The sequence below is a fragment of the Streptomyces sp. NPDC060028 genome (assembly GCF_042736725.1).
Taxonomy (GTDB): Bacteria; Actinomycetota; Actinomycetes; order Streptomycetales; family Streptomycetaceae; genus Streptomyces.
In genome coordinates, this window is the sequence record NZ_JBHWVJ010000012.1 from 52,571 (window position 1) to 71,608 (window position 19,038).

Consider the following 19,038-nt stretch of genomic DNA (forward strand, 5'->3'; position numbering starts at 1 on the left):
CGCTCAGCCCTCCTGCGCCAGTACGGCGCCCAGTTCGGACAGCAGCTCGCTGCCGCAGCCCAGGTACGCGTCGAGCTGGCGCCCCCACAGGAAGTGCCGGTGCACGGGGTGGTCCAGATCGGCGCCCATCCCGCCGTGCAGGTGCTGGCCGGCGTGCACGACCCGTTTGCCCGCCTCGGAGGCCCACCAGGCCGCCGTGAGCGCGTGCTCGTGCGCCGCGAGGCCCTCGTCGATGCGCCAGGCCGCCTCGTACGTCGTGACCCGGATCGCCTCGGTGTCCATGTACGCGTCCGCCGCGCGCAGCATGACCCCCTGGTTGGTGGAGAGCGGCCGGCCGAACTGCTCGCGGGCGGAGGTGTACTCGACGGCGCGGGCGAGCGAGCCCGCGCAGACGCCCACCTGGAGTCCGGCGAAGGCGGTGCGCGCGACGGCGAGGGTGTCCGCGTAAGCCTCCCCGGCGCCGGTCCGGTCGGCGCCGATCCGCTCGGCCTCGGCGCCCGTCAGGGTGAGCCGCCCGGCCGCCCAGGGCGCGGTGGTGTCGACCGCCGAGATCCGCACGCCGGGGGCGTCGGTGCGGACGAACCACAGCGCCCGGTCCGTGTCCGGGACCAGTACGTGGGTGGCCTCGCGCAGCCAGGGCACGGCCGGGGCGGTCCCCGTGAGCCGGCCGGCCTCGGCGGTGACGCGGCCGCGCTCCGGGAAGGCTCCGGTGGCGACCGCCTCGCCGGTGCCGAGTGCGGGGAGCAGGCGGGCGCGCTGCTCGGCGCTGCCGTGCCGGGCCACCGTGAGGACGCCGTAGACGCAGGTGGCGGCGTACGGGACCTGCGCGGTGGTACGCCCCTGCTCCTCCAGCAGCAGCACCAGGCCGAGCAGGCCGACGTCCTCGACGGCGGCGGTCAAGCCGGCGGCGGTGAGGGCCTTCCACAATTCGGCGTCGCTGCCGGTGCCGGCGGCGGCGAGGCGTTCGTGGGTGGCCAGGTCGCCGAAGATCCGGGCGGCGAGACCGGCCGCGGCGGCCTGCTCCTCGGTGGGGTGGAAGTCCATCAGCCCTCACTTCCCCGGAAGACGGGCAGTTCCAGTTCCTCGTCCACACGCAGGAACTCCAGCTGTACGGGCAGCCCGATGCGGACCTTGTCGTACGGGACTCCGGTGATGTTGGTGACCATCCGGACGCCTTCGGCGAGCTCGACCAGGGCGACCGCGTAGGGAGGGTCGAAGGCCGGGAAGGGCGGGTGGTGCATGACGACGAAGCTGAAGACCGTCCCCGCGCCGCTCGCCTCCACGCTCTCCCAGGCCAGGGACGCGCAGGCGTTGCAGCCGGGCAGCCAGGGGAAGCGGAGGGTCGCGCAGTCGGTGCAGCGCTGGATCAGCAGCTTGTGGTCCCGGACCCCGTCCCAGAACCCCTGGTTGTCGCGGTTGATCACCGGGCGGGGGCGCCGGGGCGCGGGCTTCGCCTCCCGCTTGGCCGCGGGCGCGTACTTGAGGATCCGGAAGCGGTGGGTCCCGGCGAGTTCGCCGGACGCGTGGACGTCCATGCGGGTGGTCACGAAGTGGCCGGTGCCCAGTTTGGTCGTCTTGCGGGCCGACACGGACTCGATGAGGGCGTCGAAGGTGACGGCGTCGCCCGGGCGCAGCGGGCGCAGGTACTCCTGCTCGCAGTCGGTGGCGACCACGGAGGTGTAGCCGGCGCCGTCGAGGAGGGCGAAGAGGTCCTCGTAGGCGGAGGAGCGGTCGGTGTGGCCGGAGAGTCCGCCCATCGTCCAGGCCTGGAGCATGGTGGGCGGGGCGATGGCCTCCGGCCCGGTGTAGGCCGGGTTGGCATCACCCATCGCCTCGCACCAGTGGCGGATCATCGGCTCGTTGACCGGGTCCTTGCCCTGGCCGGCGGTGGCGGCGGCCCGGCCCTCGAAGGCCTTGAGCAGCTCGTGGAACCGGGCGGCCCCATCGGCGTCCGATTCCTGCGCGGCCTGTTCGGTCATCGCTTCCTCCCCTTCATGCCGAGCCGCATCATGGCGACGATCTCCCGCTGGACCTCGCTGACCCCGCCGCCGAAGGTGTTGATCTGCGCGGCCCGGTTCATCCGCTCCAGCTCGCCGCCCGCGAAGGCGTCGGGCCCCCGTACGAGGGCCTCCTCGCCCACCACCTCCTGGCAGATCCGGTACACCTCGACGGTGGACTCGGTCCCCAGGAACTTCACGCCGCTCGCGTCGCCCGGGGCCAGGCTGCCGCCGCCCACGTCCTGGACGAGGCGCCAGTTGAGGAGGCGTACGGCGGCGAGGCGGGCGTGCGCCTCGGCCAGCCGGGCCTGCACCCAGGGCCGGTCGGCGGGGCGCTCGCCGGTGGCCGGATCGGGGGTGCGGGCGTGGCGCAGCGCGTGGGCGAAGAAGTCCTCGGCCTGCATGCCGATGGCGGCGAGGGCGACGCGCTCGTGGTTGAGCTGGTTGGTGATCAGCCCCCAGCCGCCGTGCTCGGGGCCGACGAGGTTGCCGGCGGGCACGCGGATGGAGTCGTAGTACGTGGACGTGGTGGTGAGGCCGCCCACGGTGTCGATCGGGGTCCAGGCGAAGCCGGGGGCGTCGGTGGGCACCAGGACGATGGATATGCCCTTGTGCTTGGGGGCCTCGGGATCGGTCCGGCAGGCGAGCCAGATCCAGTCGGCGTTCTGGGCGTTGGAAGTGAAGATCTTCTGCCCGTCGATGACCCAGTCGCCTCCGGGCCCGCCCTCGCGGACGGCGCGGGTGCGCAGCGAGGCGAGGTCGGTGCCGGCCTCGGACTCCGAGTAGCCGATGGCGAAGACGATCTCGCCCTTGAGGATCCGGGGGAGGAAGTAGTCCTTCTGCTCCCGCGTCCCGTACTTCATGAGCGTCGGGCCTACGGTGTTGAGGGTGACCATCGAGACGGGAGCGCCGGCCCGGTAGGCCTCGTCGAAGAACACGAACTGTTCGTCGGGGCCGCGGCCTTGGCCGCCGTACTCGACGGGCCAGCCGAGGCCGAGCAGTCCGTCGGCGCCGATGCGGCGCAGCAGGGCGCGCTGCGCGACCGGGTCCTCGGGCACCCCGTCCGGCAGCAGATCCCGGAAGTACTCCCGCAGTTCGGCGCGCAGCCGCAACTGGCCTTCGGTCGGGGCGAGGTGCACGGCGCTGGCCTCCCGGCATCACATCGTCAAGTGAACCTGACTGTCCGTCAGATTCCCTGTGGATGTCAAGGGCGGGACGCGCGAGGGCGCCTGCGCTACCGGACCCCAGCCGGTCCGGTCGCACAGGCGCCCCTCAACTCTGGGAGCGGATCAAGCCGCGCCTACCACCAGGGCCGGAAGTTCACCGCCAGGTTGGAGTTGTGCTGCTGGATCGCCGTGAAGGCCGAGCCGTTGACCTGCGCGGTGTTGTTCTGGTTCGACGCCCCGGAGCCGGTGGCGACCTGCTGCGACGTGGAGGAGCTGCCGGTGTTGCCGCCACCCACTCCGCTGCCGATGATGCTGGCGACGCTCGCATTCGACCCGTCGTTCGCGAGGGCGCCGTTGTCGGCCGACGCCACCCCGCCGAAGAGGGCCACGGCGAGGGGCAGAGCGGCGACGGCGGCGATGACTCGGGCGGTACGGATGCTTGCCATGTCTTGATCCTCCATAAAACCGAAGTCTGGTGTGCACCAAGGCAGTTGGCCGACCGCCTCGGTCGTTGTGGTGACGACGTCGCGAGTCCAGAGTTGCCCACCGAATCCCCGGCGAACCACCCCGGAGTCCCCGATTCCCCCGCAAGCATGACCAACATCGGATAAACCTCGTTTGCGCCTCGTGCGCCCCAGGACAGCACTCCTGCACCTGGTAGAACCCCTGCCCCACACCCGGAGAACCGTTCCGCCAAACCGGCCTGCCCCGGACATGCCGAAAAGAGCCGCGTCGTCCGGGAACCCCACCGTCTCCCGGGCCTGCGGCCCTGCAACGCCAAGCTTCGCGCCCCCTGCGCGCCCCCGGCGTCCGCCGGGGTGATCCGTCCGTGCCCCGGTCTCGGGGCACACTCGCGGCGCGATCCTCGGTCGCGACCGACCGGGCTCCAGCGCCTGCTGCTGCGTTCGTACGTACTGCAGAACACGAACTGTGAAACTGAACTGCGGACTGCGGACTGTGACTACGGACTACGGACTACGGACTACGTTCCGCCAATGACGAGCCATGACCTGCGGGTTACGGGTCTACGCGGCGAGCGCCATCTCCTGGCGGGCGGCGGATCGGGTACCGACGGCGGAGGTGACCGCGGCCGTACGGGCACGGTCGGACTCGGCGGCGAGGGCGGCTGCGGTGGTCGAGCGGCGGACGGACGGGGTCTTGCCGTGGGCCTCGGCGCGGATGCGCTGCTTGATGGTGGGCGGGAGCGAACCGCCCCGCATCATCGCCCGCCAGGTCTGCCGGGCCACGACGGCCGGCCGGCGCACGGCGGGAACGGCGGGAGTGGCGACGGCGCCGAGGGAGGTGGCGGCGGCCGGAGCGGCCTTGGCGCCGAAGCCGAGGCCGGCGAAGAGGGCCACGAGTGCGGCGAGGAAGGCGGTCCAGATCGACGTGACGGTGCTGCGGTGGGCCATGACGGGTCCCTCGATTCGTGATGTTCCGACGGGCGGATCTGAATACATTCGTCATGATGCGACCGCAACCGCACCGCCCCCACACCGCGCGCCGATCTTCCGACAAACACCACTCAAAGAGCCTAAAGCGCCCCTCCAGAGCCCCTTAGTACCGCCTCGAAGGCCGCATACGCCTTCGCGTCGAAGAGCACGAACCGCACTTCCTCCACCCGGGTACGGGCCGCCCGTACGGTCTCCACCGCGATCCGGGCCCCGTCGTCCATGGGCCACCCGTAGATCCCGGTGGAGATGGCCGGGAACGCCACCGTGCGGGCCCCCAAGCCGTCCGCCACCCGCAGGGATTCGCGGTAGCAGGAGGCCAGCAGCTCCGAGCGGTCCTCGTCCCGGGACCAGACCGGCCCGACGGTGTGGATCACGTGCTCGGCGGGCAGCCGCCCGGCCGTGGTGGCGACGGCCCGGCCCGTCTGCAGACCCTTGCCGTAGTGGGAGCGGCGCAGGTCCTCGCAGGCGGCGAGGATCTCCGGCCCGCCGCGGCGGTGGATGGCCCCGTCGACTCCCCCGCCGCCGAGCAGCGAGGAGTTCGCGGCATTGACCACCGCGTCCGCCGTCTCGGCGGTGATGTCTCCCTGGACGAGGACGATGCGCACCATCGTGGATCCCTTCTCGCGACACAGACGACGAAGGGGCGCCCCTGTTGTGGGACGCCCCTTCCTGCCGACGCGTACATGCGCCGGCCTGTGGCGGTGGGTGTGGGATTTGAACCCACGGTGACTCGCGCCACGACGGTTTTCAAGACCGTTCCCTTAGGCCGCTCGGGCAACCCACCTGGCCGGTACAGAGTACCGGCTGCGGGGGTGGGCGGGGGTTTGGCGGGGCAGCGTGCGTACGCCGCCCCGCCGGGCCGGGATCAGGAGGTCTGCGCCTTGTCGTAGGCCGCCTTCGCCTCGTTGCCGAAGTACGGGCCGAACATGCGGTTCGGCAGGAAGTTGTAGCCGAAGCTGTTCACCGAGACCTGGCTGCCCAGGCCCGTCGCCTCGTTGAAGTCCTGGAACCAGGGGCCGCCGCTGGAGCCGCCGGTCATGTTGCAGCCCAGGCCGTGGTCCTTGGTCAGCAGGAAGTCCTTGCTGCTGTTGCCGCTGCAGTAGACCAGCTTGGTGCCGTCGTAGGGCGCTGCCGCGGGGAAGCCGAAGGAGTACATCTTCTTGCTGTAGCCGCCGTTGAAGACGATGCCCTGCGCGCCGACGACCTGGCTGAGCTTCTGGCCGTTCAGCGGGGCGACGACGGCGAGGCCGACGTCCATGTTCATGTCCTCGCTCGCGGCCCACTGGTCGGTCGCGAGGGTCTTGGTGGCCGACCACTGGCCGTAGGGCGCGTTGCCGTTGTTGTAGGCCGGGACGAAGACCCAGTTGGTGTGCCAGGCGCCCTGGTACTTCACGCAGTGCCCGGCGGTGATCACCGTGCTGCCGTTGGTGCTGGTGATGGAGTCGCCTGAGCAGGACGCCGTCCTGTCACCCATGGTGAAGAAGACCCGGCCGGAGGTCTTCACCACGCCCCCGCCGCCCGTCCAGGCGCCGCCCGCCTGGGGGAACGCCGTGGGGGCCGCGGCAGCCGATCCCACCGACGACGCCGACGACGCCGCAGTCGGCGGGATGTTCGTGGGGCTCGCCACCGTCGCCGGGGCTGTCGTACGCAGCGCTCCCGGGGCCGCCGTCACATCGAGCGGGGTGGCGCCGCGCATCCGCTCGGCGGTCCAGAATCCCTGGGTGTGCTGCTGCTTGAACGATGCCGGGGTGTCGGACGAGGGGGCGGCTGTCGCAGGGCCGGCCGTCGTCAGGGCGCCCGCGATCAGGGCGCCCGCCGCCAGTAAGACCGATGCCGTCGTGCGATGACGATTCACGCATGACTCCTTCTGCCGGCCCCGGTCCCGTCGGACCCGGGCAGGGTGGGGTGAAGAGCTGTCGGTGCGGATCGGCAGCAGAGTGGCACGCGCGGGTAAAGATGTCAGGAGCCGGTCGGAACGTTCGGTCGGTTCAGGCCAGCATTTGGCCAACTTCCCGCCCCGCCGTCCGGGTCCCGCCGTCCCCCCGTCATACGGTCAGCAGCACGCCGGCGTAGGACACCCCGGCCACCACCGCCCACGCCCCGAGCCCCAGTACCGCCGCGCGGCCGCCGGTCCGGGCCAGGGTGGGCAGGTGCACGGCGCTCCCGAGGCCGAACAGCGCCGCCCCGAGCAGTACCTCCTGGGCGGTGTGCGCCCACTCCAGCGCCACGTCGGGCAGTACCCCGGTCGCGCGCACCGCGGCCGCCGCCAGGAAACCGGCCACGAACAGCGGCACCGGAGCCGGACGGCGCCCCGAGGCCGTCCGCACCCCGCGCCGGCGGGCCCGTACCGAGAAGGCCACCGCCGCCACCAGCGGGGCCAGCAGCGCCACCCGCATCAGCTTGACCAGCACCGCCTCGCCGAGCGCCCCCGGGCCGGCGGTCTGGGCGGTCGCCACCACCTGGCCGACGTCGTGGACGCTGGCGCCCACCCACCGCCCGAAGGCAGGGTCCGAGAGACCCAGCGGACCCTGCAGCAAGGGGAGCACCGCGATGGCGAGCGTTCCGCACAGGGTGACCAGTGCCACCGAGGAAGCCACGTCCTCCTCGTCGCTCCCGGACACCTCGCTCACCGCGCCGATGGCCGAGGCCCCGCAGATCGAGTACCCCGTGGCGATCAACAGCGGCTGGTCCCCCGGGAGTCCGAGCCTGCGGCCCAGCCACAGCGTGCCGAAGAAGGTCGCCGCGACCACCGCCGCCACCATCGCCACCGTGGCCCAGCCCAGCCGGAGCACCTGGTCCAGGCCCAGCGCGAGGCCCAGCAGGACGATGCCGATCCGCATCAGCCGCCGGCCGGCCAGCGAGAGCCCCGGGCGCGCGGTTCCCCGTACGAAGACCCGTAGACGCGGGACATGGGCGACGGTGATGCCCAGCAGCACCGACGCCGTCAGCATCGGCACGGCCGGGATCAGCCGGTGCACGCACCATGCCGCGAGGACACCGGCGCCAGCCAGCGCCAACCCGGGCCACTGGGACGCTGTTTCACGTGAAACATTGCGGATTGGCGTGCTCTGCGGGCGGTTGAGGAGGGCCATCATGCGCTGCCGTCGACGGGATGCGTGTACACGCGGCGGATGCTCGTGCCGAGCCTGGAGACGTCGGCTCCGTACACGTGGACCGATATGGCCTTGGAGCTACAGGAGTTGCGCACCTTGTGGATGTCCCCGGGCGGGGCGAATCCGCAGACCTCACCCGGGGCGTTGACCACGTCCTCGGTGGGGACCAGGAGGGCCGGACCGGCGCCGGGCGCGAGCCGGTAGCGCCGTTCGCTCTCCTGGCCTTGGTGGACCCCGGCCACGCACCAGGAGACGTGGTCGTGGATGCAGGTCTCCTGGCCGGGCAGCCACACCAGGGCGACCACCGAGAAGCTGCCGTCCGACTCGGCGTGCAGGATGTGCTGCCGGTAGCGGCCCGGATCGCCTTCCCGCTGCGCCTCCGACAGGAGGTCGGGCGTACCCAGATGCGGTGCGAGGCGCTCACCGACCAGGTAGGCGGTCAGATCGGGGGCCAGCCCCCGATCCACGACCGTGCGGATCTCACTGACGAGGGCGGCCATCCTCGCGGTCGTACGGGCCGGCGTGGTGGTGGTCATACCGGCAGCGTCCTGCCGCCGATCCATCACGTCCAACGACAGTTTCGACCGGAATTCCCAAGCCCCGCTTATGTGTTGGCCGACAGCCGATGCAGCCGATCAGCAGCCGACCAACAACCAGTCAGCAGCCGACCCGGTTCGCCGCCACCCGTTTCAGTACGTCCAGCACCACGGCCGTCGCCGGTATCCGCAGATGGTCCCGGTACACGTACGCGGCGATGTGCCGGCGGGAGGCGGGCTGGAGCGCCCGTCCGCACACCCGGCTCAGCGAGAGCGAGGGCAGCACCAGCGCGGGCATCATGGCCACGCCCAACCCCTGCGCGACCAGGCTCTGCACCACCAGGTTGTCGTCGGTGGCGAAGCGGATGTCGGGGACGAAGCCCAGCTCAGCGCACTCGTGCAGCAGGTTCGCCCGGCAGCGCGGGCAACCCGCGATCCACCGCTCCTCGGCGAGGTCGGCGAGGTTCACGGCCCGCCGCCGGGCCAGCGGATGCCCGGTCGGGAGCAGCACGGTGAGCTGGTCCTCCAGCAGCTTCACCTCGGCGACCTCGTCCGGGATCTCCTCGTGCAGCCCGGGATAGGTGAAGGCCAGGGTGATGTCGCACTGCCCGCGCTCCAGCCGGCGCAGCGAATCCGGGGGCTCGCCCTCCAGCAGTTCCACCTGGATGCCGGGGTGGTCCTTGGCCAGATCGCTCAGGGCTTCCGGGACGAGAGTGACGTTGACGCTGGGGAAGCCGCAGAGCCGGACCCGGCCGGTGCGCAGCCGGGCGTAGGCCTTGAGCTGGGCCTCGGCGGCCGAGAGGCTGCCGAGGATGCTCTCGGCGTGCCGGGCCAGGGACCGGCCGGCCTCGGTGAGCTGCATCGTGCGGCCGACACGGGTGAACAGCGGGGTTCCGACGGCGCGTTCGAGCGCCTTCATCTGCTGGGTGATGGCGGGCTGGGTGTACCCGAGGACGCGCGCGGCCGCCGAGTAGGACCCGGAGGCGACCACCTCGTGGAAAGTCCGGATGTGCCGCGAATCGAACACCTGTGAAGCATAAGCGGACGTTGGAGGGGCCGTAGGCGGAATCCCGCCCACGGCCCCTGTCCATCAAGCCACCGGGTCCTACTTGTCGCCGACCCGCGAGCCGAGCGTGATGTCCACGGTGGTCGGCTTGCCACCGCGCAGGTAGGTCAGCTTCACCGTGTCGCCGGGCTTGTACGTCCAGATCATGCTGATCAGGGTCGGACCGCTGTCGACCGGCCTGCCGCCGAACTCGGTGATGATGTCGCCGGGCTTGAGGCCCGCCTTGCCGGCCGGACCGTTGGGGTCGACCAGCTCGTTGGCGGCCGCGCCGCTCTCGGAAACCTTGGCGCCCTCGGCCTTGGACTGGAGGTCCACGGAGACCGAGATGACCGGGTAGACCGGCTTGCCGGTCTTGATCAGCTGCTCGGCGACGTTCTTCGCCTGGTTGATCGGGATGGCGAAGCCGAGACCGATCGAGCCGGCCTGGCCGCCACCGAAGCCGCCGTTGCCGGCCGACTGGATGGCGGAGTTGATGCCGATCACCGCGCCGCGCCCGTCGAGCAGGGGACCGCCGGAGTTGCCCGGGTTGATCGAGGCGTCCGTCTGGAGCGCGCTCATGTAAGAGCTCTTGCCGCCGGAGCCGTCTCCGGAGGCCACCGGGCGGTTCTTGGCACTGACGATGCCGGTGGTGACCGTGTTGGACAGGCCGAAGGGCGCACCGATCGCGATGGTCGCGTCGCCGACGGCCACCTTCTCGGAGTCCCCGAGCGCCAGCGGCTTGAGGGTGGTCGGCGGGTTCTTCAGCTTGATGACGGCGACGTCGTAACCCTGCGCCTTGCCGACGACCTCGGCCTCGTACTTCTTGCCGTCGGAGAAGGTCGCGGTGAGCTTGCCGCCGTTGGCGGCGGAGGCCACCACGTGGTTGTTCGTGAGGATGTGGCCCTGCTGGTCGTAGACGAAGCCGGTGCCGGTGCCGCCCTCGCCGTCCCCGGCCGAGGCCTCGATGGTGACCACGCTGGGCAGCGCGGCGGCGGCCAGGCCCGCGATCGAGCCGGCCTCGCGCTTGATGTCCTTGGGCGTGCTGGCGCTGATCGTGGTCGAGCCGGAGCCGTTGCTGCTGCGGTCGGCGGCCCAGTAGCCGACACCGCCGCCGACGCCGCCCGCGAACAGGGCCGCCACGAGCACGCCCGCGACCAGGCCGCCCTTGCCCTTCGGCTTGGGCTGCGGGGTCCCGGCGGTGCTCAGGGGCACGCCCCAGGCTCCGCCGCCCTGGCCACCGCCGGCCTCGTACGCGGGAACCGTGGGCGGCGGGGGCGGCCAGCCGCCCGCTCCGTGCGCGGCCGGCTCGGCGGGGTGGCCGTATGCCGGGGCGGGCGGGATCTGCTGCGTCGGCTCGGTACCGGGGGCGGGGGTCGGCGGGAGCTGCTGGGTGACGGGCTCGGCGGTGACGGGCGCCGCCGGTCCGGGATGCACGGCCGACGCCGCCGGCGCCGAGGCCGGAGCAACGGTCGGCGGCTCGACCGGCGCGGGCACCGGCGGCTCGGCGATCGGCGCGCCGACAAGCGTCTCGGGGGCGGGAGCGGCCACCGGGGGTGCGGGCGGGGCCGCGGGGGGCGTCGGGGCCGCGGTGCCCTCGTTCTCGGTGCTCACAGCGCTCTCTCCTCGTCACACACGGCTTCAGATGAATCTGGCGATATCGGTCCGGCTGAACGTTCGACATGCCGCACAAGTTCCAGGGCAAAGCCTTTCCCATGACCCGTCAGAGCACTGTAAGCCGGACCTGTGCGTCTCCCCCCATCCTTTATCTCCGACATATCGGACGCATCCGCAGAAGCGCGTACAGGCCGCGCGCGGCGCCGGGGCCCCTCTCGGTGGCACCATGACCCGGTGACCCACGCAACGCCGCGCCCCATCCAGGTCGTCGCCCACCGCGGCGCCTCGGAGGATGCCCCCGAACACACCCTGGCCGCGTACCGCAAGGCCATCGAGGACGGGGCAGACGCCCTCGAATGCGACATCCGGCTGACGGCCGACGGCCATCTGGTGCTGGTCCACGACCGCCGGGTGAACCGCACCTCCAACGGCCGCGGCGCCGTCTCCGCCCTGGAGCTCGCCGATCTCGCCGCCCTCGACTTCGGCTCCTGGAGGGACCGCGAGGAATCCCCCGACTGGGACGCCGACCCCGAGCGCACCTCCGTGCTCACCCTGGAGCGGCTGCTGGAGCTGGTGGCGGACGCCGGGCGCCCGGTGCAGCTGGCGATCGAGACGAAGCACCCGACCCGCTGGGCCGGACAGGTGGAGGAGCGGCTGCTTTTCCTCCTCAAGCGCTTCGGCCTGGACGCCCCGCCCGCCGAGGGCCCGCACCCCGTCCGCGTGATGAGCTTCTCCGCCCGCTCCCTGCACCGGGTGCGGGCGGCCGCGCCGACGATCCCGACCGTGTACCTGATGCAGTTCATCTCGCCGCGGATGCGCGACGGACGGCTGCCGGCCGGGGTGCGGATCGCGGGGCCGGGCATGCGGATCGTGCGCGGCCACCCGGGTTTCATCCGCAAGCTCCAGGCCGCGGGTCACTCCGTGCACGTGTGGACCGTGAACGAGCCGGAAGACGTTCAGCTCTGCGCTGATCTGGGTGTAGAGGCGATCATCACGAACAGGCCGCGTCAGGTTCTGTCACAGCTGGGACGCTGACGTCCCCTTTTGCGCACCCGTCACACCCGCCTCGGATGTGACGGGGTGTGCACCGGCGCATCCGCTCCGCATTCGTTGGTCATGAATGCGTCAGGGGGCCCCACTTCGGCGGTTTCCGGTCCAGGCCATTGGGGCATCCAGACCATGCGTGGGGCTAAGGAGGTTCCGGGGGTGGCGTTGGTGGTGGCACAGGAAGTGCCCACGTCGTCGTGCATGGACGTACGCCATGGTCCTGCGGGCGTGGGCGAGGCGAGACACCGGATGCGCGAACAATTGCGTATCAACGGGGTGTCCGAATCGGTCGTTGACGACGCCGTTCTGATCCTTTCCGAACTGCTCAGCAATGCCTGCCGGCACGGCAGACCGCTGGGCGCGCGGGAGATCGGGGACGGAGAGATACGCGCCTCATGGCGCGTCGACAGGGCGGGGCGGCTGACGGTCGAGGTCACGGACGGGGGCGGGCCCACCCGCCCGATTCCGGCCACGCCCTCGGTCACCGCGCGCGGCGGTCGGGGGCTGAACATCATCAGCGCCCTGGCCCAGGACTGGGGTGTCCGGGACGGAGCGGCGGGTGAGGTCACCGTGTGGGTGGTCGTTGCCTGTGGGCCCCGGCACGAGGATTTCGCTACGCGCGTTGCGCCCCCGGCGATCGACTTCAGCACGGCCTTCGACGAACTCGATTCCTGAAGGCATCCGACTCGATTTCTGAGCACATCCGACCAATATCGAGCAGTACCGGTCATCCGTACACAAGCGGCCGTCCGGGAGCGCACGCCGACCGTGCTCCCGGCCGCACCCCACCGGTTCCGGCGGTACGAACGGCTAGGCTCGCGCCCAGACACCACGCCGTACCGCCGCAACCGGGAGACACCCACGATGGCCAAGAAGCGCCCCGCAGCGAAGACTGCAAAGCCGCAGCTCAACAACGGGGAGATCCCTGTGGTGGGCGCTCGCGAGCCCTGCCCCTGCGGATCCGGGCGCCGCTACAAGGCCTGCCACGGTGCAGCCGCGGCACACGCCGTCACCGAACACGTACGGCGCCCCTTCGAGGGCCTGCCGGGCGAGTGCGACTGGGTGGCGCTGCGCGAGCTCGTGCCCGCGGCCACCGTCCCGCTCACCCTCAAGGGCGGTCTGCCCGAGGGAGTCCCCTCCGTCTCGCTGGTGACCGTGCTGCCGATGGCGTGGCCGGCGTTGCGCCGCGAGGACGGCTCGGTGCTGCTCGGGCTCCAGAACGACACGACCACCGGGGACCTCGGCCGCGACATGGCCGACACCCTGGAGCGCGCCCTCGCCACGGAGCCGGGCAACCCCGTCGCCGCCCGCCGGGTCCCCGCCGAGGGTCCGCGACTTCAGGATCTCCTCGACACGGACGGCGTTTTCGAGCCGGTTGTGCACAGCGGCTTCGAATTCTGGATTCCGGACGCGGAGGGTGCCCAGAGCGCCTCCCCGGAGATCGCCGCCTCGCTGGAGCGCGCCAACGCGGCCGCCATCCCGACCGTCAAGCTCGCGGGCGTGGACGCCGCGTACTGGTGCGAAACGCCGGACAAGAACCACCTGCGCTGGGTCATGCCGCACCCCGAGGAGAAGCTGCTCGACGCCCTCGCGCGGCTGCACGCGGCGGGTACGTCCTCGCTCGGCGAGGGCACCAAGCTCGTCGGTTCCTTCCGCGCGCACGGGCTGATGGTCCCCGTCTGGGACCTGCCCACCGGGGTCACGGCCGACGACGTGGAGAAGCCGGCGGCCGAGTTCGCGGAGCGGCTGGCCACGGCCCTGGCCACGGACACCCCGCTGACCACGGAGGAGCGCCGGGCCCGCGGTGGGCTCACCAACCGTCAGGTGACGCTCAGCTGACGGGCGACCACCCGCGGGTCCGGTGACCGGAGTCACAACTCCCGCTAATCGCCTGCAAATCGGTGTCTGAATATCAGAGATCGAATTTGCGAACAGGCGATCTCTTGTTACCGTTCTTGTAGCCCGGTCGCTGGTGCATCCCCCGTCGCCAGCGACCGGGCCCTTCCATTTCCGGCGGTGCTCAACCGTCGCCCGGTGCCGGTGAGTTGCTCCCGGACCGCAGCAGCAGCGCCCCTTCATCATCCGGAACTGCAAACTCCGCTACGGCCGAGTATCCGTCCGGCGCCCCCGTCGAGGCCTCCTTCGGCGTCTCGCACAGCCCCGGCTCGTCGCCCGCGCCGAGGGCGCAACGGATCTGCACCGTGCGCCCGGCCGGCCCCATGACCGTCAGCACGGCGGCGAGGGCGCGCCCGCTCGTGTTGCGGTAGTAGCTGCGCCCCCAGGTCTGGCCCTCGCCGACCATGACGCAGGTCTGCGCCTCCACCCCCTGCGGGGAGGACAGTTCGGGACCGCACCGGGAATCCGTGCGCGGCTGCTCGGGCGGCCCCGGTTGGGCCGGCGCGGGCGCGGCCGCGGGTGCCGACGTACCGGACGGGCCGGAAGAGGACCGCTCGGAAGAGGACCGCCCGGAAGAAGGGCCGGCGAGGCCGAGGGAGGAGAGCACCCCGCCGCCTTTTCCGTCGTCCTGACCGGCGAAATCCGGTCCGGCGATCGCCCCGGCGAGGGGGAGCGACAAGATGATCAGCACACCGGTGCCGATACCGATCAAGCGGAGATTCATTCGCCGAAGATAGCGACGCGGGAATGGGGCACGGAGATCCCCGCGCCCAATTCCCTTGGAAACTCGTCCTGCTGACACTCGTACGAGTGATCCCGCCGTGCTCCGTACGTCAGTACGCGAGCCTCAGCACCCGAGCGTCAGTACGCCAGTCGGCTGCCGCCGCCCGGAGCCCCCGTGCTCGCCTCGACCAGGGCGTCCACGACCGCCTCCACCTCCGGCAGCCAGATGCCCCCGTCCTGCGCGGGCTCCCGCTCCCAGCGCACGTGGCCGCCGCCGGACGCGGTGGAGGGCGGCAGCAACAGGTAACCGCCCTCGCCGTGGAAGCGCAGCGAGGAGGGCACGTGGTCCTTGGCGTAGAGGAGTTCGCCGAGACGCTCCAGGGAGTACGGCGCCACCAGCAGCGACCACCGGGTCGGGGTCGCCACGACCGGCCCGAGTCGCATGCCCTGCGCGTCCAGGCGTACGACGGCTTGGGCGGCCGCGGCGGCAGGCAGGCTGACCGCGCACGGCGCGGCCCCGCCGGTGGCCAGCAGGACGGAGGCGGTGGGCCGGTTGGTCCACCACCAGGCCACCATCCGGGGGTCGGTGGTGGCCGCGAGCAGGCCGGGGTCGAAGGGGTGCGCGCCGGGCACGACGCAGTCGGGGTCGGGACAGGCGCACCGCGCGCTGTCGGTGCCGGAGCGTCCGACGCCCGGCAGCACGGGCCACTGCCAGGCGGTGGCGCAGGTCAGCGCCGCGTCGAGGAGGGGGAGAGCGGACGGATCGCTCTGCCGCGGGGCGGGGCGCAGGGATTGCAAGCGATTGCGGAGCCGCTGGAGACGCCTTCCGAGGATCTCGCGCATGAGCGCTCGTTCCTTTCCGTTGAACGCCGAGGGCCACATCACACCATGTAAGCGGTGTTTCACCACACGTACACGTTTCGCGTCACTGTCCGCCTGAAGCAGGTTCACACGGTTCGTGCAGTTTCTTACGGGTCCATGGAACGTCCGACGCGGGCCGTACGCGACCCGCAGGGGCGCCGAGACCGGCTGCCGCCGCCTAGGACGACGGGCCGCGCCGGGCGGTTCCCGACAGGTGCCCGGCGGGTGCCGAAGGGTGCCGGGCTGCGCCAACTGACCCCGGGCACCACCGATTACGTACCCGGACCCACTCAGGAGCCCGCCCAGTCGACCGCAAAAACCGTCTGCTTCCGGCTTTTTCTGGCCAAGTTCTAGCCTTGGCCGGACAGTGAGTTGTCGTCCCACAGACACCAGGATTCCCACCTGGGCAATGCTGGACATCGCTCCTCGTCTGCGTGTAGATGTGGATTCATTGATAGCGGCGCAGCACGATCTGGGGGTTTGCGATGCTATATGGCGAATCGCACCAGCTGGAAAGGCGGACGCCATGAGCGCCCCGCATCTGCCGAAAGTGGCTGGAATCGATCCAGCGGTTACAACATCCCCGCAGACTGCGGCGCCCGTGCCGGCACGCACCGCGCCCGCTCCGGCGCCCGCACCTGCGCCGGCACCGGCCGCGAGCACGCTCATCCAGGACCGGCTGGCAGGCATGGTCTCCGATCTCACCACACTCCACGAACTCACCGAACGCCTCGCCCGCGCCAGTGACCTCACCTCCTCTCTCCAGGAGTTCCTGCGCGCCGGAGCCGCCCTCGTCGGCGCCCGCCGCGGCCTGGTCGTCCTGGAACCCTCCGACGGCCTCGGCCCCAGTACGACGATCGGTCTGGGGCTCGGCCGCGCCGACCTCGGTCACATCGAGACCGTGCCGCGCAGCGCCACCTCGTACGGCCGCATCCTCGACGGGCTGCCCGACGCGCAGGGCGGCTCCGAGGTGCTGCCCGAACCGGGCGCCGTCCCGGGAGCGGGGGGCTACGGAAGCCCCGTGGACCCGCGCCACCGCGAGGTCGCCGCCCGCCTCGGCTACGCCGCGAGCTACGCCCTGCCGCTGACCGCCGAGGCCACCGGGCGGCTCGGCGCGGCCGTCTGGCTCTACGACGAGCAGGCCGAACCCAGCGACCGCCAGCGCGACCTGGCCGGGCTGTACGTACGGCACGCCGCCGAGTACCTGGCCCGGATGCTGGAGATCGAGCGCTCCCGCTCGCGCCTGGCCACCGTCGCCGAGGAACTGCTGCCCAGCCGGCTGCCCCGGGTCACCGGGGTCCAGCTCGCCGCCCGTCACCACACCGGCCCGCGCGGCGGCGGCGACTGGTACGACGCGCTGCCGCTGCCCGAAGGCGCGCTGGGGCTGGCCGTCGGCTCCGTCACCGGCTCCGGACCGAGCGCCGTCGCCGCGATGGGGCGGCTGCGGGCGTCGCTGCGGGCGTACGCCGTCATGGAAGGCGAGGATCCGGTCGCGGTCCTGTCCGACCTGGAGCTGTTGCTGCGGCTGACCGAGCCGGCGCGCTCGGCGACCGCGCTCTTCGCCTACTGCGAGCCCGCGCAGCGGAAGGTCATCCTGGCCGGGGCCGGGCACGCCCCGCCGCTGCTGATCGGCGAGCGGCGCACCGAGTACGTGGAGACCACGCTCTCCGCGCCGCTGGGGATGCTGGCGTGCTGGGAGGCCCCGAGCGTGGAGGTCGAGCCCGCACCGGGAGAAACGGTGCTGCTGTACACGGACGGGCTGCTGCGGCGTACCGGGGACCCGATGGACCGGGCCTACGCGCGGCTGCACGCCGCGGCCGCGGGAGCGCCCCGTGGCGTGCGCGAGGATCCGGCCGCCCTGTGCGACCACATCCTGCGGACCGTGCTGCCCGAAGGGGAGGTGGACGCCGGGGCCGGGGCCGGGGCTGGGGCCGGGGCTGGGGCCGAGGAGGACATCGTTCTACTTGCCGCCCGTTTTGACTGATTTGTCACATCGCGTTCCGGGCGTCTTCCGCTCACACATACGATGGATGAGGTCCGTACCCGGTCCTTGCATGTCGTAGCAGCTGAGGAGAAGACGTGGCTGACGAGCTCACCCCGGAGACCCCGGAAGAAGAGCAGCCCAAGAAGACGCACAAGCAGCGCAAGAACGGGCTGTACCCGGGCGTCAGTGACGAACTCGCCGCGAGCATGCGCACCGGCTGGGCCGACACGGAGCTGCACGGACTGGAGCCGATCGCCCAGGCCGCGCACACCGCCGACCGCCGCGCCGCGCTGTCCGCGCGCTTCCCCGGCGAGCGCCTCGTCGTGCCCGCGGGCCGTCTGAAGACCCGCTCGAACGACACCGAGTACCCCTACCGCGCGTCCACCGAGTACGTGTACCTCACCGGCGACCAGACCGAGAACGGCGTCCTGGTCCTGGAGCCCGCGGGCGACACCGGCCACACGGCCACCGTCTACCTGCTGCCCCGCTCCAACCGGGAGAACGGCGAGTTCTGGCTGTCCGGCCAGGGCGAGCTGTGGGTCGGCCGGCGCCACTCGCTCACCGAGGCCGAGCAGCTTCTGGGCATCCCCGCCAAGGACGTCCGCGAACTGGCCGAGGCCCTTACCGAGGCCACCGGCCCGGTGCGCGCCGTGCGCGGCCACGACGCCCTCATCGAGAAGGCCCTGACCGACAAGGTCACCGCCGAGCGCGACGAGGAACTGCGCGTCTACCTCTCCGAGGCCCGCGCCGTGAAGGACGAGTTCGAGATCGGCGAGCTGCAGAAGGCCGTCGACTCCACCGTCCGCGGTTTCGAGGACGTCGTGAAGGTCCTCGACAAGGCGGAGGCCACCTCCGAGCGCTACATCGAGGGCACCTTCTTCCTGCGCGCCCGCGTCGAGGGCAACGACGTCGGCTACGGCTCCATCTGCGCCGCCGGCCCGCACGCCTGCACCCTGCACTGGGTCCGCAACGACGGCGACGTCCGCTCCGGCGACCTGCTGCTGCTCGACGCCGGCGTGGAGACCCACTCCCTCTACACCGCCGACGTCACGCGCACGCTGCCCATCAACGGCACGTACACCGACATCCAGCGCAAGATCTACGACGCCGTGTACGAGTCCCAGGAAGCCGGCATTGCCGCCGTCAAGCCGGGCGCGAAGTTCCGCGACTTCCACGACGCCTCCCAGCACGTGCTGGCCGAGAAGCTCGTCGAGTGGGGCCTGCTGGAGGGTCCGGTCGAGCGCGTCCTGGAGCTCGGCCTCCAGCGCCGCTGGACCCTGCACGGCACCGGCCACATGCTCGGCATGGACGTCCACGACTGCGCCGCCGCGCGCACCGAGGCGTACGTCGACGGCACGCTGGAGCCGGGCATGTGCCTGACCGTCGAGCCCGGGTTGTACTTCCAGGCCGACGACCTGACCGTGCCCGAGGAGTACCGCGGCGTCGGCGTCCGGATCGAGGACGACATCCTGGTCACGGAGGACGGCAACCGGAACCTGTCGGCCGGGCTGCCGCGCAGCTCGGTCGAGGTCGAGGCGTGGATGGCGCGCCTGAAGGGCTGACCTGGCCGCGCCCGAGCGCTCGGGCCCGAGCGCAACGCCG

Annotated in this window: 18 protein-coding genes and 1 tRNA gene; 5 read left to right on the forward strand and 14 right to left on the reverse strand. The window is 71.7% G+C overall.

All coding sequences use genetic code 11. The features are described from left to right. Positions 1-3 precede the first annotated feature (3 nt). The 12 genes from ACFWBF_RS09180 to ACFWBF_RS09235 form a co-directional block, all read right to left on the reverse strand. Entirely contained in the window at positions 4-1,044 is a 1,041-nt protein-coding gene (locus tag ACFWBF_RS09180) for an acyl-CoA dehydrogenase family protein (protein ID WP_385597545.1), read from the reverse strand. Continuing rightward, complete coding sequence (locus tag ACFWBF_RS09185; RefSeq protein WP_385597548.1) at positions 1,044-1,979, reverse strand: bifunctional MaoC family dehydratase N-terminal/OB-fold nucleic acid binding domain-containing protein; 936 nt, start codon at positions 1,977-1,979, stop codon at positions 1,044-1,046. The genes ACFWBF_RS09180 and ACFWBF_RS09185 overlap by 1 nt, the downstream gene beginning before the upstream one ends. Further along, on the reverse strand, positions 1,976-3,136 hold the full coding sequence (locus ACFWBF_RS09190) for an acyl-CoA dehydrogenase family protein (protein ID WP_385597551.1): 1,161 nt from the start codon (positions 3,134-3,136) through the stop codon (positions 1,976-1,978). Before ACFWBF_RS09190 ends, ACFWBF_RS09185 begins: the two co-directional genes overlap by 4 nt. A 161-nt stretch (positions 3,137-3,297) precedes the next feature. After that, positions 3,298-3,609: a hypothetical protein gene (locus ACFWBF_RS09195; RefSeq protein ID WP_385597554.1), complete on the reverse strand. Its 312-nt coding sequence runs from the start codon at positions 3,607-3,609 to the stop codon at positions 3,298-3,300. A 579-nt stretch (positions 3,610-4,188) separates the two neighbouring features. After that, positions 4,189-4,575, reverse strand: a complete 387-nt coding sequence (locus ACFWBF_RS09200; protein WP_385597557.1) for a DUF6344 domain-containing protein — start codon at positions 4,573-4,575, stop codon at positions 4,189-4,191. 122 nt (positions 4,576-4,697) lie between these two features. Next, positions 4,698-5,225, reverse strand: coding sequence for an O-acetyl-ADP-ribose deacetylase (locus ACFWBF_RS09205; RefSeq protein WP_385597559.1), 528 nt, complete (start codon positions 5,223-5,225; stop codon positions 4,698-4,700). An 88-nt stretch (positions 5,226-5,313) separates the two neighbouring features. Continuing rightward, positions 5,314-5,401 (reverse strand) — tRNA-Ser (locus ACFWBF_RS09210). An 81-nt stretch (positions 5,402-5,482) separates the two neighbouring features. Then, positions 5,483-6,472, reverse strand: coding sequence for a trypsin-like serine peptidase (locus tag ACFWBF_RS09215; protein ID WP_385597562.1), 990 nt, complete (start codon positions 6,470-6,472; stop codon positions 5,483-5,485). A gap of 190 nt (positions 6,473-6,662) precedes the next feature. Next, positions 6,663-7,709: a YeiH family protein gene (locus ACFWBF_RS09220; RefSeq protein WP_385597699.1), complete on the reverse strand. Its 1,047-nt coding sequence runs from the start codon at positions 7,707-7,709 to the stop codon at positions 6,663-6,665. Continuing rightward, positions 7,709-8,266 (reverse strand): cysteine dioxygenase, encoded by a 558-nt coding sequence (locus ACFWBF_RS09225; RefSeq protein WP_385597565.1) that lies wholly within the window; start codon positions 8,264-8,266, stop codon positions 7,709-7,711. The genes ACFWBF_RS09220 and ACFWBF_RS09225 overlap by 1 nt, the downstream gene beginning before the upstream one ends. Positions 8,267-8,387: 121 nt before the next feature. Continuing rightward, entirely contained in the window at positions 8,388-9,293 is a 906-nt protein-coding gene (locus ACFWBF_RS09230) for a LysR family transcriptional regulator (protein WP_385597567.1), read from the reverse strand. 78 nt (positions 9,294-9,371) lie between these two features. Further along, a complete protein-coding gene (locus ACFWBF_RS09235; protein ID WP_385597570.1) occupies positions 9,372-10,922 on the reverse strand; it encodes a trypsin-like peptidase domain-containing protein in 1,551 nt (516 codons plus the stop codon). 237 nt (positions 10,923-11,159) lie between these two features. Between ACFWBF_RS09235 and ACFWBF_RS09240 the strand changes: the two genes are divergently transcribed. The 3 genes from ACFWBF_RS09240 to ACFWBF_RS09250 all read left to right on the forward strand — a co-directional run bounded on the left by ACFWBF_RS09240 (position 11,160) and on the right by ACFWBF_RS09250 (position 13,811). Beyond that, on the forward strand, positions 11,160-11,960 hold the full coding sequence (locus ACFWBF_RS09240; protein ID WP_385597572.1) for a glycerophosphodiester phosphodiesterase: 801 nt from the start codon (positions 11,160-11,162) through the stop codon (positions 11,958-11,960). Between the two features lie 171 nt (positions 11,961-12,131). After that, complete coding sequence (locus ACFWBF_RS09245) at positions 12,132-12,647, forward strand: ATP-binding protein (protein WP_385597575.1); 516 nt, start codon at positions 12,132-12,134, stop codon at positions 12,645-12,647. 189 nt (positions 12,648-12,836) lie between these two features. Beyond that, positions 12,837-13,811, forward strand: coding sequence for a DUF5926 family protein (locus ACFWBF_RS09250; protein ID WP_385597578.1), 975 nt, complete (start codon positions 12,837-12,839; stop codon positions 13,809-13,811). 181 nt (positions 13,812-13,992) lie between these two features. On the opposite strand, the gene ACFWBF_RS09255 is transcribed toward ACFWBF_RS09250, so the two are convergent. Further along, entirely contained in the window at positions 13,993-14,592 is a 600-nt protein-coding gene (locus ACFWBF_RS09255; protein ID WP_385597581.1) for a hypothetical protein, read from the reverse strand. A 137-nt stretch (positions 14,593-14,729) separates the two neighbouring features. Then, entirely contained in the window at positions 14,730-15,434 is a 705-nt protein-coding gene (locus tag ACFWBF_RS09260) for a bifunctional DNA primase/polymerase (RefSeq protein WP_385597584.1), read from the reverse strand. 427 nt (positions 15,435-15,861) lie between these two features. On the opposite strand from ACFWBF_RS09260, the gene ACFWBF_RS09265 reads away from it, so the two are divergent. Further along, positions 15,862-17,436 (forward strand): PP2C family protein-serine/threonine phosphatase, encoded by a 1,575-nt coding sequence (locus ACFWBF_RS09265; RefSeq protein WP_385597587.1) that lies wholly within the window; start codon positions 15,862-15,864, stop codon positions 17,434-17,436. Positions 17,437-17,531: 95 nt separating this feature from the next. Next, positions 17,532-18,998 carry an aminopeptidase P family protein gene (locus tag ACFWBF_RS09270; RefSeq protein ID WP_385597590.1) on the forward strand — a complete coding sequence of 489 codons (1,467 nt, stop codon included), beginning with the start codon at positions 17,532-17,534 and terminating at the stop codon, positions 18,996-18,998. Positions 18,999-19,038: the final 40 nt, after the last annotated feature.

Excerpts from the sequence above, each read along its gene's own strand:
- ACFWBF_RS09195 (WP_385597554.1), bottom strand. The coding sequence starts at position 3,609 with ATGGCAAGCATCCGTACCGCCCGAGTCATCGCCGCCGTCGCCGCTCTG.
- ACFWBF_RS09180 (WP_385597545.1), bottom strand. The coding sequence starts at position 1,044 with ATGGACTTCCACCCCACCGAGGAGCAGGCCGCCGCGGCCGGTCTCGCC.
- ACFWBF_RS09250 (WP_385597578.1), top strand. The coding sequence starts at position 12,837 with ATGGCCAAGAAGCGCCCCGCAGCGAAGACTGCAAAGCCGCAGCTCAAC.
- ACFWBF_RS09200 (WP_385597557.1), bottom strand. The coding sequence starts at position 4,575 with ATGGCCCACCGCAGCACCGTCACGTCGATCTGGACCGCCTTCCTCGCC.
- ACFWBF_RS09225 (WP_385597565.1), bottom strand. The coding sequence starts at position 8,266 with ATGACCACCACCACGCCGGCCCGTACGACCGCGAGGATGGCCGCCCTC.
- ACFWBF_RS09185 (WP_385597548.1), bottom strand. The coding sequence starts at position 1,979 with ATGACCGAACAGGCCGCGCAGGAATCGGACGCCGATGGGGCCGCCCGG.
- ACFWBF_RS09255 (WP_385597581.1), bottom strand. The coding sequence starts at position 14,592 with ATGAATCTCCGCTTGATCGGTATCGGCACCGGTGTGCTGATCATCTTG.
- ACFWBF_RS09205 (WP_385597559.1), bottom strand. The coding sequence starts at position 5,225 with ATGGTGCGCATCGTCCTCGTCCAGGGAGACATCACCGCCGAGACGGCG.
- ACFWBF_RS09220 (WP_385597699.1), bottom strand. The coding sequence starts at position 7,709 with ATGGCCCTCCTCAACCGCCCGCAGAGCACGCCAATCCGCAATGTTTCA.
- ACFWBF_RS09260 (WP_385597584.1), bottom strand. The coding sequence starts at position 15,434 with ATGCGCGAGATCCTCGGAAGGCGTCTCCAGCGGCTCCGCAATCGCTTG.
- ACFWBF_RS09265 (WP_385597587.1), top strand. The coding sequence starts at position 15,862 with ATGCTGGACATCGCTCCTCGTCTGCGTGTAGATGTGGATTCATTGATA.